Origin of the sequence: Streptomyces phytophilus (assembly GCF_013870535.1) — a bacterium.
Classification (GTDB): domain Bacteria; phylum Actinomycetota; class Actinomycetes; order Streptomycetales; family Streptomycetaceae; genus Streptomyces; species Streptomyces phytophilus.
Genome location: NZ_JACBXC010000068.1, coordinates 1 through 12,675, shown reverse-complemented (window position 1 = coordinate 12,675; position 12,675 = coordinate 1). Strand labels below are relative to the sequence as shown.

Below are 12,675 nucleotides of genomic sequence, written 5' to 3'. Positions count from 1 at the left end.
TGCATGAGCGCCCCGTCCGGCACCCCGGCCATGAGCGCCGCCTCGGCACGACGCACCGTCTCCACCCCGTACGCACTCCTCATACCCCCATCTTCTCCCGCCCCGGGCTTCGCCGCTTCAGCAGTCGACGGGGTGATCAACCGACCACGCAGAGGCACCGCCCGTGAATTCCCGGGAAGTCCGATGACGACGCACGCCATGACGCCAGGCTCACCCGGTACAGAACCCCTCGCGGACGGCCACGGCACCAAACCCGCTCAGCGCCGGGCGACCGCCAGCAGGTGCGACGCGCCGGCCAGCAGCTCCGGATACCCGTCGGCCAGCCGGGCCGCCCGCAGGGCCGCCTCAAACGCCGGGTGGTTCTCGGCCAGCCCCTGCCCCGTGTGCTGCTCGACCGCCTTCAGCTGCGCCCACCCCGGCCCCTCGACCCCATAGAGGGTCACCTCGCCCAGCCCCGCGTCGCGCAGTTCGTCCGCCAGGCCCGCCGCGGTGTGGAAGTACGCCGCCGTGAAGCCCTTGCGGCCGGGGTCGTGGCGGCCGGTGGTGAGGATGTCGCGTACGGCGTCGTGGACGCGGTCCTTGGCGAGCAGCGTGGTCGCGGTGTGCTCGAAGAGAGAGGCGTACCGGCCGATCGCCGCGGCAGCGACGAGACCTCCCGGCCGGGTGACCCGCCGCGCCTCGGCGAGGGCGAGGTCGCGGTCGTCGCGCTCCAGCAGGTGGTACAGCGGCCCGAGCACGAGCGTCACGTCGTACGAAGCGTCCGCCACCGGCAGCGCCCGCGCATCGCCCGACTCCGCGCCGACCCCGATCCCGCGCGCGGCCTCGACGTGCCGCGGCACGGGGTCGACGAGGTGCACCCGGTACCCGTCCCCGGCCAGCCACGCCGCATGCACCCCCGGCCCCCCGCCCACGTCGAGCACGTCGGCCGGCGCCCCCGGCAGGTGCCGACGCAGCAGCTCCCGCGTACGCACCAGCTCCAACCGCCCGTCGGCGGTGCCGGTCAGCCGGGTGGCCTCGTCGAAGTCGGTGCCGTAGAAGTGCAGGATCTCGGGGGCGACTTGGGGCTCAGCGCTCATGTCGGAATGTTCTCGTCCGTCGCCCGGCCGGTCCAGCGGCGCCACGCCGCAACGCCGGGCGCCGGCCCGGCGGCGCGGCACGTGCACCCGTTACTCTGCCGCGCATGAGTGGAATCGTCGGGGTCGGTATCGATGTCGCCGAGGTGGGGCGGTTCGGGGCTGCGTTGGAGCGGACACCGGAGTTGGCGGATCGGTTGTTCCTGCCCGCCGAGCAGGTGCTGCCCGACGGGGGGCGGCGGGGGGTGGCGTCGCTGGCGGTGCGGTTTGCGGCCAAGGAGGCGTTGGCGAAGGCGCTGGGGGCGCCGCCCGGGTTGCACTGGCACGACGCCGAGGTGTGCGTCCACGGCAACGGGCGGCCCCATCTGCGCGTGCGCGGCACCGTCGCCGCGCGGGCCGCCGAGCTGGGGGTGCGCAACTGGCACGTGTCGCTGAGTCACGACGCCGGGGTCGCGTCCGCCGTCGTCATCGCCGAGGGGTGAGTGCCGGCCGACGGCGCTCTATCTGCCCCACGCCATCCGTTCCACGGCCTCCTGCACCAGCTCCAGGTACTCCACTTCCTCGCAGCGCGGCTTGCTCCCCATGCGGTACAGGTCCAGCGACTCGACCAGGTCCTCCCCCAGGTCCTCGTCCGGCAGCTCCGCCGCGAGGTCGCCCCGGACGCGGCCCGCGAACGCCTCCCGCGTGCTGCGGACCCGCCGCCGCCGGGCCCCCGCCGCCGCGAACTGCCTGCGTCTCTCGTGCCACACCGTCCGCAGTACTGACATCCCGTCCCCCAGGATTCGAATGCTTATGCGGACTTTAACCCTCCGCCCCGATCCGGCCTAGAGGTACGTCACGCCCCGCCCGCGCGCCCCTGCGCGCCCCCGCGCACAATGGCCCGGTGGCCTCGCCGATGAGTACGCACAGCCCCTCTCCCTACGTCGACCTCTCGCGCGCCGAGTGGAGCGCCCTGCGCGACCGCACACCGCTGCCGCTGTCCGCGGCGGAGGTCGAGCGGCTGCGCGGGCTCGGCGACGTGATCGACCTGGACGAGGTACGGGACGTCTACCTCCCCCTCTCCCGCCTGCTCAACCTCTACGTCGGCGCCACCCACGGCCTCCGGCACGCCGTCAACACCTTCCTCGGCGGGCCCGGCGAGACCGCGGGGCCCCAGGCCGGCACGCCCTTCGTCATCGGGCTCGCCGGCAGCGTGGCCGTCGGCAAGTCGACCGTCGCGCGGCTGCTCCAGGCGCTGCTCGCGCGCTGGCCCGAGCACCCGCGGGTGGAGTTGGTCACCACCGACGGGTTCCTGCTGCCCAACGCCGAGTTGGAGGCCCGCGGGCTGATGTCGCGCAAGGGGTTCCCCGAGTCGTACGACCGGCGCGCACTGACCCGCTTCGTCGCCGACGTGAAGTCCGGGAAGGGCGAGGTCACCGCGCCCGTCTACTCCCACCTGACGTACGACATCGTCCCCGGCGAGCGGCTCAAGGTGCAGCGCCCCGACATACTGATCGTCGAGGGCCTCAACGTGCTCCAGCCCGCGCTCCCCGGCCGCGACGGCCGCACCCGCGTCGCGCTCGCCGACTTCTTCGACTTCAGCGTGTACGTGGACGCGCGCATCGAGGACGTCGCGCGCTGGTACATGGAGCGGTTCCGCAAGCTGCGCGAGACGGCGTTCCAGAACCCGCTGTCGTACTTCCGCCGCTACGCCGGCGTCCCGGAGGCCGAGGCGATGGCGTACGGGGAACGCAACTGGCGCACGATCAACGAGCCCAACCTCCGCCAGAACATCGCCCCGACCCGCGGCCGCGCGACCCTCATCATCCGCAAGGGCCCGGACCACAAGGTCCAGCGGCTGTCCCTGCGCAAGCTGTAGCGCGGGGCGGCAGCGGCAGCCGCTAGCCTCCCTCCATGCTGCACCTGCGGATCCAGTGCCCCGCCGCCCGTACCGACGAGGTCGTCGGCCTCCTGCACAAGACCGTCGGCACCGCCCACCTCGCCGTCCTCCGCGGCGCCTCCCTCGACCCCCGGGGCGACGTCGTGCTGTGCGACGTCGCCCGCGAGGCCGCCGACAAACTGCTCCAGGAGCTGCGCGTGCGCGGGCTGTACGAGGAGGGGGCGGTCTGCGTCGACCAGGTCGACCTGACGCTCTCGCGCCGCGCCGACCGGGCCGAGGAGGCCGCGCCGGGCGAGGCGGCGGACGCGGTGGTGTGGGAGTCGCTGGTCGAGGAGACGCACGAGGAGTCGACGCTGTCGATCACGTACCTCGCCATGCTCGGCGTCGCCACCCTGCTCGCCGCCTGCGGCGTGATGATCGACAGCGCGATCCTCATCGTCGGGGCGATGGCGGTGGGGCCGGAGTTCGGGCCGGTGGCGGGGCTGTGCGTCGCGCTGGTGCAGTGGCGGTCGCGGCTGGCGGCGCGGTCGCTGGCCGCGCTGCTCGCGGGGTTCGCGGCGGCGATGGCGCTGGCGGTGGGGTTCAGCGTGATGATGGACGCGTTCGGGCTGTTCGCGGAGACGGAACTGGAGGCCGTGCGGCCGCAGACGGGGTTCATCTTCGCGCCGGACTGGTTCTCGTTCATCGTGGCCCTGCTGGCGGGCACCGCGGGCACGCTGTCGCTGACGTCGTCGAAGTCGGGGGCGCTGGTGGGCGTCGCCATCTCGGTGACGACGGTGCCGGCGGCGGCCAACGCGGCGATCGCGCTCAGTTACGGCGACTGGGGCCAGGCCCGCGGCTCGTCCGAGCAGTTGCTGCTCAACCTGCTGGGCATCGTCGTCGCCGGGACGCTGACGCTGCTGGTGCAGAAGCTGTACTGGGCCTGGCACACGGAGCAGACGCTCGGCCAGCACGTACAGCACGTGCAGCACACGCAGCACACGCGGGCCGCGCACCACCCGCACCGGCGGCTCTGAGCACCCTTACGCGTACGGGGCCGGGGGTGCGCCCCCGGCCCCGCACGGCGTACCGCAACCGCCTCAGCCCAGCGCCGACTTCACCACGTCCGCCAGCCGCCCCGCCACCGACCGCGCCTGGTCGGTGTCGGCCGCCTCCACCATGACCCGCACCAGCGGCTCCGTACCGGACGAGCGCAGCAGCACCCGCCCCGTGGCGCCCAGCTCGCGCTCCGCCTCCAGGACCGCCTGGCGCAGCTCCGGGGAGCTGGCAACCCGGGCCTTGTCGACGTCCCGTACGTTGATCAGCACCTGCGGCAGCCGCTCCATCACCGCGGCCAGCTCCGCCAGCGGCCGGCCGCTGGCGGCCACGCGGGACGCGAGCAGCAGGCCGGTCAGGGTGCCGTCGCCGGTGGTGGCGTGGTCGAGGACGATGACGTGGCCGGACTGCTCGCCGCCGAGGGCGTAGCCGCCGCGCTTCATCTCCTCCAGCACGTAGCGGTCGCCGACCGCGGTCTGGATCAGCTCCACGCCCTCGCGCTCCAGCGCGAGTTTGAAGCCCAGGTTGGACATGACGGTGGCGACGACGGTGTTCTTGCGCAGCCGGCCCGCCTCGCGCAGGCCGAGGGCGAGCACGGCGAGGATCTGGTCGCCGTCGATCTCACGCCCGGCCGCGTCGACCGCGAGGCAGCGGTCGGCGTCGCCGTCGTGGGCGATGCCGAGGTCGGCGCCGTGTTCGACGACGGCGGCGCTGAGTTGGTCGAGGTGGGTGGAGCCGAAGCCGTCGTTGATGTTGAGGCCGGTGGGGTCGGTGCCGATGGGGACCACCTCGGCGCCGGCCCGCTGGAACGCCTCGGGGGAGACGCGGGCGGCGGCGCCGTGGGCGCCGTCGACGACGACCTTGAGCCCGTCGAGGCGGTGCGGCAGGACGCCGACGAGGTGGGCGACGTAGCTGTCGAAGCCCTGCTCGTAGCGCTGGACGCGGCCGACGCCGGCGCCCGTCGGGCGCTCCCAGGGCTCGCCGCGCTCGTGCTTGTGGTAGAGCGCCTCGATCTCTTCTTCCAGCTCGTCGGAGAGCTTGTGGCCGCCGCGGGCGATGAACTTCACGCCGTTGTCGGGCATGGGGTTGTGGCTGGCGGAGAGCATCACGCCGAGGTCGGCGCCGAGCGCGCCGGTGAGGTACGCGACCGCGGGGGTCGGCAGCACGCCGACGCGCAGCACGTCGACGCCCGCGCTGGCCAGTCCGGCGACGACGGCCGCCTCCAGGAACTCTCCGGACGCCCGTGGATCGCGCCCGACCACCGCCTTCGGGCGCTGGCCGGCCGGCTGGGCGGCGTCGGCGATGGCGAGCACGTGTGCCGCCGCCACGGACAGCCCGAGGGCCATCTCCGCGGTGAGGTCCGCGTTGGCGACGCCGCGCACGCCATCGGTGCCGAAGAGTCGTCCCACTGATCTCCTCCGAGTGCTCCCGAGTGCTCAATTCTGAGCGAATACGTTCGGCTACGGACCGTTAAAAGTCCCTACGTGACCATACCCGCCGACCGTATGCCGACCATACAAGCGCGCCCCGGCGCCCTCCGGATCTCCGGGGGCGCCGGGGCTGAGCACAGTAGCAGTACGATGATCAGCGCTTGCTGTACTGCGTTCCCTTACGGGCCTTCTTCAGACCGGCCTTCTTCCGCTCGACCGCGCGGTCGTCGCGGGTCAGGAAGCCGGCCTTCTTGAGGGCGCCGCGGTTGTTGTCCGCGTCCGCCTCGTTCAGCGCACGGGCCACGCCCAGGCGCAGTGCGCCGGCCTGACCGGAGATGCCGCCGCCGGCGATGCGGGCGACGACGTCGTAACGGTCGTCCAGCTCCAGCACCTTGAAGGGCTCGTTGACTTCCTGCTGGTGCACCTTGTTGGGGAAGTACCCCTCCAGGGTGCGGCCGTTGATCTTCCACTTGCCGGAGCCGGGGACGATGCGCACCCGGGCGATGGCGTTCTTGCGGCGGCCGGTACCCGCGGCCGGCTGCGGGTCACCGAAGCGCGCCGCGACGGACTCGGTGGTGTAGTCCTCGGCGGGCGTCTCGGTGGTGTACTCCTCGACGTCCTCGACGGGCGCCTCAGCGGTGGTCTCAGCCACGATTCTCCTCAGCTTCTCTGTCTCTAGGGGGTGTGGCCGGGACTACTGCGCGACCTGGGTGATCTCGTACGGGACCGGCTGCTGAGCGGCGTGCGGGTGCTCGGCACCGCGGTACACCTTCAGCTTGCTGAGCATCTGACGGCCCAGGGTGTTCTTCGGCAGCATGCCGCGGATGGCCTTCTCGACGGCCTTCTCCGGGTTCTTGTCCATCAGCTCGTCGTATCGGACGGAGCGGAGACCGCCGGGGTAGCCGGAGTGGCGGTAGGCCAGCTTCTGGGTCCGCTTGTTGCCGGAGAGGTGCACCTTGTCGGCGTTGATGATGATGACGAAGTCACCAGCGTCGACGTGAGGCGCGTACACCGGCTTGTGCTTGCCACGCAGCAACTGGGCGACCTGGGAGGCCAGGCGGCCCAGTACGACGTCGGTGGCGTCGATGACGTGCCACTGACGCTGGACGTCGCCGGGCTTGGGGCTGTACGTACGCACGGTCGTAGCCTTCGCTTCTTCAGTGGGTGTTCTCTGACAAGGTCACCCGGAGATCACGGCAGCAGTAGACCGCGCCGGCGACGCAAACCGACGGCTGATCGCTGATAAATCGTCCTGGTGGACCAGGCGTAACGGCCTCACGCGTGAGAACGAGCAGCCAATACGCACAACAATCCAGCAGAATACCGGGGCGCGCACCACCAGGTCAAAACACCCCCGCCCCACTCCCCGGCCCGACAAGATCAACGCCGCCGGACCACCCGCCCCTCGTCCCCTGCAGCGCCGTCGACCACTCCAGCTCCAGCAGCAGGGATCTGACTCCACCTTCCGGGAGAGGCCCTCAGCTCTCCGAGAACCTACCGCCCGCCCGGTCCCGGCCCGGTGCGCCGTCAGCCAAGCGCCACGCGGTAGAGCAACTCGTGCAAATGCCCCGCTTTGACCATGATGGTCGCCTCGATGGGCCGGGCGTCGTCGGAGTAGACGACGCGGAAGGTGCGGGCGACCGGCACCTCGGTGGGCAACTCAAGGCCCAGGAATTCCTCTTCCGTGGGAGACCGCCAGGAGACCCGGTCGACCATCTCGCGCGGCGGGTATCCGCGGCTCGCCAGCAGAGTCGGTGAACCGCCCTTGATCCTTCTACGCTCCAGCAACGCCGTCCCGCGAGCAAGGTCCGCCGGGTAGTACGACCAGACCAGCTCTGCCGGCTCGTCATCCAACAGCAGCAGCCGGTACCGCATGGCCGCGGTCTCGCCCGCCGCCAGCCGCAGCGCCTCGCCCACCTGCGCCGGCGGCACGACCTCCGCGACCTTGAGGATCCTGTTCACCCCCGCCTTCGACCGCTTCGCAGCCTCGGAGATCCACGCGTACGGCTCGCCCCGCTCGGCCGGCGGCATCGTGGCCACGCTGTCGACGGCCAGTTGGGGACCCTCCCGCACGAAGACCCCGCGACCCGACCGGCCGATGACGAACCCCTCCGCCTTGAGGAGTTGCAGCGCCCGCTGGACTGTCTGGTTCGACACATCGAACCGGGCCATGAGCTGGTCGGTGATCGGGAGCTGCGCCCCGGGAGCGAGATCGCCCGCCATGATCTCGGCTCGGATCTGCGCGGCGATTCTGTGGTGCATCGGCCGGGTGTCCACGTGCTTGGCCACCGGGCTCACCCAACCCCGATGCGATACCTGAGGTGACTGCCTCGCGGCATGGTCATCACGCTCACCTCGACGGGCCGCCGATCGGCGGCAAACCCGGTGCGCGTCAGCAGGAGCACTGGTTCTCCTTCGCCCAGGGCGAGGGCCCCCCGGCGTTCCGCATCCGGAAGGTCCACGGTGACGTCCTCGCTGACTTCGTGAATGGCATGCCCCAACTCCGCGAGGAGCGTCACCGCACCGCCAGGGATCTTCCGCGTCTCGGCCAGTCGAGTGCCACGCGCGAGGGCAGCGGGGTAGTACGAGTCGGTCAGCTCCACGGGCCGGTTGTCCACGTACATGATGCGTCGGCGTACGACGACGGGATCTCCGGACCTCAGATCCAGAGCGTCCGCCACCCCGGGCGGGGGTTCGAGTTCCCGCACCTCGACGATTCGCTGCGAACTCCGTCGGCCTGCACGCGCCGCTTCCTCCGCCCAGGCGTCACCTCGCCCTGCCGCCCGCGGCACGACATACGACACCGACTCGGACACCCACTTCGGTCCTGCCACGGCTACCCCTTCATCGGCCGGTGCCCACGATAGCCGCTCGCCTGCTTACTGAACTCTTCACCCTGCAATTGCAAGCTTACTCATTAAGCCAGTAAACTCCTCACGGGTTCACCACCGGCCGGAAGGCGCCGTCCGACGAACATCGACCTCGAAGGAGAAACGTGCCCACTCCCACGGCAGCACCCTGGGGCGTGCAGCGATTGGCTCTGTACCCGAACGTCACCCAAGTGCCCTGCACCCGGATGGAGATCGATCCGGAGACGCAGGCGACCCGCTACCTCGACGCGCAGGGCAGCCGCATCGAGAGGGGCGGGCACGGCACAGGAACGACGACCGCCAACTCGACCGCGACGCAGTCGGACGGTGGCGGGCCCAACCCACCCCCGCCGTCCGACCAGGACCTCACCGAAGACAGCGACTCGGACTGACATGACCGACGCACCGGTTCTCGTCGTCACCGCGCTCGGCGACGTCACGGCGGACCTGGTGTTGGCAGAGCTGCACGGCCTGGGCGTCCCGGCCGTGCGGCTCGATCCCTCCGCCGACTTTCCGCACACTGCCCACATGAGTGCCCGGATCGAGCGAGGCGCCTTCACCGGGAATGTCACCACCGCGACCCGGCACCTCGGCCTATCGGCCGTCCGCTCCGTCTACTGGCGCCGCCCGACACCCTTCAGCAACCCGCAGGGGGCGGAGACTCCCGAGCAGCGATTCGCGATCGAGCAGTCGCGGCGCGGCTACATGGGGGTACTGCACACGCTGCCGGGGGTCCTGTACGTCAACCACCCCGCACGAAACCGCGATGCCGAGAACAAGGTGCTTCAACTCGCCACCGCAGCCCGCTTGGGGTTCACCGTCCCCGACACCTTGATCACAGACGTGCCGGTGGACGCCGCAGAGTTCGCGGCCGAGCACGGAAAAGTGATCTACAAGCCCGTGCACCGCGTACACCTCGCGTGCGAAGACGGCCGGAACCGAACCATCTGGGTGCGCACTGTCCGGGCGGACGAACTCGACGACTCGATCGCACTGTGCCCCCATCTCTTCCAAACCTGTGTGCCGAAGGTCGCCGACGTCCGCCTCGCCATGGTCGGGGGCGAAGCCTTCGCAAGCCGCATCGACACGGACGACGATCACCTCGACTGGCGCCAGGACCAGAGTCGGATCACCTGCTCGCCCGTCTCTGTCCCCGACCCTGTTCGCGACGCCGCGCGCGCCTTCCTTCGTACGTTCGGGCTCAGCTTCGGCGCTTTCGACTTCGCCATCGACGGTGACGGCCGATGGTGGTTCCTCGAATGCAACCCCAACGGGCAATGGGCGTTCGTCGACGAGGCCACAATCCGTGCCATCACGGGCGCACTCGCCGACACCCTTCAGAAGGGCGACACCACATGACCCAGGAAACCGCCACCGAGCTACGCCGCCGACTCGTCGAGCAGCTCGTCGCCGACGATGTTCTGCGCCACCCCGAGGTGCGCCGGGCGGCCGGGGCCGTACCCCGCGAGGTGTTCCTCGGCAGCGCGGTCTACAAGCCGAGCAGCCCCCCGGGCGTCACGGTCTGGACGCCTATCCGACGCGACGGCACTCCCGCCGACGAGTGGCTGCGGCTCACGTATCGGAATCAAACGTGGGTGACCCAGGTCGACGGCGTACTCGCCGAGGACGCCGCCGGCCCCATCACCGGAGGCAGCCCGACCTCGTCCTCGACCCTGCCTGGCGTCGTTCTGTGGATGATCGAGCAGGCCGGCGTCGCCCGCGGCAAGCGCGTGCTCATCATCGGCACGGGGACGGGCCTCTCGACCGCCTACGTCAGCGAGGTGGCCGGCGAATGGAACGTGACCTCGATCGAGACCGATACCGATGCGGCAGAACGCGCTCGCAAGGCTCTCGGCGAGGCCGGCTACGCTCCGACACTCGTCACTGCCGACGGTCTGCGCGGCTACCCCGACCGGGCCCCCTACGACGTTGTGATCGCGTTCTGCTCGATGCGGCACGTCCCGTACGGCCTGCTGCAGCAGATCGCCCCCGGGGGCACGCTGCTCGTCACCCTCTCGGGCTGGGGTGCCGCGTACGGACTCGTGCGCCTCACGATCGAGGACAGCCGCACTGCGCACGGCAGCTTCCTGCCCGGCCACACCTCGTTCATGATCGCCCGCCCTCACGACCGCCCGCCGCACGGCACCTTCGAGCTGCTGCCCGGAGAAGAGCGCCCAAGCCGGATCGATCCCGCCCTGCTCGACGACTGGACCGGCCGATTCGTCGCGCAGCTCGCCGCACCCTCGGCGGAACGCCTCGGCGCGGGCGCCGAGCAGGTGCTGCTCGACGTAGCCACCGGGTCACAAGCACGGGTCCGTGCAGCCGACGACGGCGAGGGCTGGAAAGTGATCCAGCGCGGACCGCTCGACCTCTGGAAGAGCGTCGAGGACTCGGTCGCCACGTGGCGGAGTCACGGCTCGCCGATCCTGTCCGAGTTCGGAATGACCATCACGCCGGACGCCCAAAGGGTCTGGCTCGGCGCACCCGACGGGCCAGGCTGGGCGCTGCCTGTCTAGGCACAACTGGCTGGACACGGGCCTCTGCCTGGCCCGAGAGGGAGCTGACGTGATCCAGGTGAGCCTGTGAACCAGCGTCAACGCCGCCGGACCACCCGCCCCTCGTCCCACACCGCGTCGGGCGTCTCCCGGACCCGGCCGTCCGAGCCGAAGAGCAGGAACCGGTCGAAGCTGCGCGCGAACCAGCGGTCGTGCGTCACCGCCAGCACCGTCCCCTCGTACGCCTCCAGCCCCTCCTGCAGCGCCTCGGCGCTCTCCAGGTCCAGGTTGTCCGTCGGCTCGTCCAGCAGCAGCGCCGTCGACCCCTCCAGCTCCAGCAGCAGGATCTGGAAGCGCGCCTGCTGCCCGCCAGACAGCCGGTCGAAGGGCTGCTCCGCCGCCCGGTCCAGCTCGTACCGGCGCAGGGCCGGCATCGCCGCGCCCTTGTCCTTCGCGTGGTCCTTCCACAGGATGTCCAGCAGCGTGCGGCCCTGCAGCTCCGGGTGCGCGTGGGTCTGCGCGAAGTGCCCCGGGACCACGCGGGCTCCCAGCTTCCACGCCCCGGTGTGGGCCACGTCACCACCGGCCAGCAGCCGCAGGAAGTGCGACTTCCCCGAGCCGTTCGAGCCGAGCACCGCGACCCGCTCGCCGTAGAAGACCTCCAGCGAGAACGGGCTCATCAGCCCGCTCAGCTCCAGCTCCGCGCAGGTGACCGCCCGCACCCCGGTGCGCCCGCCGCGCAGCCGCATGCGGATGTCCTGCTCCCGCGGCGGCGCCATCGGCGGGCCGGCGTCCTCGAACTTCCGCAGCCGCGTCTGCGCCGCCCGGTAGCGCGACGCCATGTCCGAGTTGAACGCGGACTTCTGCTTGTACATCATGACCAGCCGCTTGAGCTTCGCGTGCTCCTCGTCCCAGCGCCGGCGCAGCTCCTCGAAGCGCTCGAAGCGCTCCTTGCGGGCCTGGTGGTACGTGCCGAAGCCGCCCCCGTGCACCCACACGTCGCTGCCCGCGGGGCCCGGCTCCACGCTGACGATCTTCTCCGCGCTGCGCGCCAGCAGCTCCCGGTCGTGGCTGACGAACAGCACGGTCTTCGGCGTCTCGCGGAGTTGCTGCTCCAGCCACAACTTGCCGGGTACGTCCAGATAGTTGTCCGGCTCGTCGAGCAGCAGCACCTCGTCCGTACCGCGCAGCAGCGCCTCCAGCACGAGCCGCTTCTGCTCGCCGCCCGACAACGTACGCACCTCGCGCCACTGGGCCCGCTCGTACGGCACGCCCAGGGCCGCCGTCGTGCACTTGTCCCACAGCGTCTCCGCCTCGTACCCGCGGGCCTCCGCCCAGTCGCTCAGCGCCTGCGCGTAGGCGAGCTGCGCGGCCTCGTCGTCCCGCTCCATGATCGCCAGCTCGGCCTCGTCGACGGCCGCGGCGGCCGTCCGGATCCGCGGCTGGGCGACGGAGACCAGCAGGTCGCGGACCGTACGCTCGTCGCGCACCGAGCCGACGAACTGCGGCATCACGCCCAGCCCGCCGCCGGCGGAGACACTGCCGCCGTGCGGCTGCAACTCGCCGGCGAGCAGCCGCAGCAACGTCGTCTTCCCCGCCCCGTTGGCCCCCACCAGCGCGACGGCCGCGCCCTCGCCGACGCGGAACGAGACGTCGCCGAGCAGCGGCCGCCCGTCCGGCAGGTAGTACTCCAGGTGCGCGGCCTCCAGGTGTCCCATGCCCCCATCCTGGCGGCCCGCGGCGGCACGGCGAAACGGGTTTTCCGCACGGCGCCGGGCGCCGCCCGTCCCCGTACAGCCGCGATCGCGCCCGCGGCGCCCAACGCCCCCACGCAGCCGTCCGGGTGACAGCGGACCCGGTTAAGATGCCCGCCATGAGCTTCGGGCAGGGGGG

The 12,675-nt window shown here is 71.4% G+C and carries 14 protein-coding genes; 6 read left to right on the top strand and 8 right to left on the bottom strand.

Annotation, left to right across the window (positions count from 1 at the left end):
- Positions 1–257: 257 nt before the first annotated feature.
- Positions 258–1,076, bottom strand: a complete 819-nt coding sequence (locus H5J30_RS06755; RefSeq protein ID WP_181786241.1) for a class I SAM-dependent methyltransferase — start codon at positions 1,074–1,076, stop codon at positions 258–260.
- 104 nt (positions 1,077–1,180) lie between these two features.
- On the opposite strand from H5J30_RS06755, the gene H5J30_RS06750 reads away from it, so the two are divergent.
- On the top strand, positions 1,181–1,555 hold the full coding sequence (locus H5J30_RS06750) for a holo-ACP synthase (protein ID WP_181786240.1): 375 nt from the start codon (positions 1,181–1,183) through the stop codon (positions 1,553–1,555).
- A gap of 18 nt (positions 1,556–1,573) precedes the next feature.
- Here the strand turns inward: H5J30_RS06750 and H5J30_RS06745 are convergent, their stop codons facing one another.
- The gene (locus H5J30_RS06745) at positions 1,574–1,840 is read right to left on the bottom strand and encodes a hypothetical protein (protein ID WP_181786239.1); all 267 of its coding nucleotides are present in this window, start codon (positions 1,838–1,840) and stop codon (positions 1,574–1,576) included.
- A 128-nt stretch (positions 1,841–1,968) separates the two neighbouring features.
- On the opposite strand from H5J30_RS06745, the gene coaA reads away from it, so the two are divergent.
- Both coaA and H5J30_RS06735 read left to right on the top strand, forming a co-directional pair.
- Positions 1,969–2,931, top strand: coding sequence for a type I pantothenate kinase (gene coaA, locus H5J30_RS06740; protein WP_181786238.1), 963 nt, complete (start codon positions 1,969–1,971; stop codon positions 2,929–2,931).
- 35 nt (positions 2,932–2,966) lie between these two features.
- Positions 2,967–3,968, top strand: coding sequence for a DUF389 domain-containing protein (locus H5J30_RS06735; RefSeq protein WP_181786237.1), 1,002 nt, complete (start codon positions 2,967–2,969; stop codon positions 3,966–3,968).
- 63 nt (positions 3,969–4,031) lie between these two features.
- Here the strand turns inward: H5J30_RS06735 and glmM are convergent, their stop codons facing one another.
- From glmM to H5J30_RS06710, 5 genes are all read right to left on the bottom strand, one after another.
- Complete coding sequence (glmM, locus tag H5J30_RS06730; protein ID WP_181786236.1) at positions 4,032–5,396, bottom strand: phosphoglucosamine mutase; 1,365 nt, start codon at positions 5,394–5,396, stop codon at positions 4,032–4,034.
- A gap of 175 nt (positions 5,397–5,571) precedes the next feature.
- Positions 5,572–6,069 carry a 30S ribosomal protein S9 gene (gene rpsI, locus H5J30_RS06725; protein WP_018834814.1) on the bottom strand — a complete coding sequence of 166 codons (498 nt, stop codon included), beginning with the start codon at positions 6,067–6,069 and terminating at the stop codon, positions 5,572–5,574.
- Positions 6,070–6,111: 42 nt separating this feature from the next.
- The gene (gene rplM / locus H5J30_RS06720) at positions 6,112–6,555 is read right to left on the bottom strand and encodes a 50S ribosomal protein L13 (RefSeq protein WP_181786235.1); all 444 of its coding nucleotides are present in this window, start codon (positions 6,553–6,555) and stop codon (positions 6,112–6,114) included.
- A gap of 389 nt (positions 6,556–6,944) precedes the next feature.
- Positions 6,945–7,706, bottom strand: coding sequence for a GntR family transcriptional regulator (locus H5J30_RS06715; protein WP_374100950.1), 762 nt, complete (start codon positions 7,704–7,706; stop codon positions 6,945–6,947).
- 5 nt (positions 7,707–7,711) lie between these two features.
- Positions 7,712–8,209 (bottom strand): GntR family transcriptional regulator, encoded by a 498-nt coding sequence (locus tag H5J30_RS06710; protein WP_309505448.1) that lies wholly within the window; start codon positions 8,207–8,209, stop codon positions 7,712–7,714.
- A gap of 203 nt (positions 8,210–8,412) precedes the next feature.
- On the opposite strand from H5J30_RS06710, the gene tgmA reads away from it, so the two are divergent.
- The 3 genes from tgmA to tgmC are packed head-to-tail and all read left to right on the top strand — an operon-like array spanning position 8,413 to position 10,803.
- Positions 8,413–8,679 (top strand): putative ATP-grasp-modified RiPP, encoded by a 267-nt coding sequence (gene tgmA / locus H5J30_RS06705; RefSeq protein WP_181786233.1) that lies wholly within the window; start codon positions 8,413–8,415, stop codon positions 8,677–8,679.
- Between the two features lies 1 nt (position 8,680).
- Positions 8,681–9,646: an ATP-grasp ribosomal peptide maturase gene (tgmB, locus tag H5J30_RS06700; protein ID WP_181786232.1), complete on the top strand. Its 966-nt coding sequence runs from the start codon at positions 8,681–8,683 to the stop codon at positions 9,644–9,646.
- A complete protein-coding gene (tgmC, locus tag H5J30_RS06695) occupies positions 9,643–10,803 on the top strand; it encodes an ATP-grasp peptide maturase system methyltransferase (protein ID WP_181786231.1) in 1,161 nt (386 codons plus the stop codon). The genes tgmB and tgmC overlap by 4 nt, the downstream gene beginning before the upstream one ends.
- A 77-nt stretch (positions 10,804–10,880) precedes the next feature.
- On the opposite strand, the gene H5J30_RS06690 is transcribed toward tgmC, so the two are convergent.
- Positions 10,881–12,500, bottom strand: coding sequence for an ABC-F family ATP-binding cassette domain-containing protein (locus tag H5J30_RS06690; RefSeq protein WP_181786230.1), 1,620 nt, complete (start codon positions 12,498–12,500; stop codon positions 10,881–10,883).
- Between the last annotated feature and the right edge of the window lie 175 nt (positions 12,501–12,675).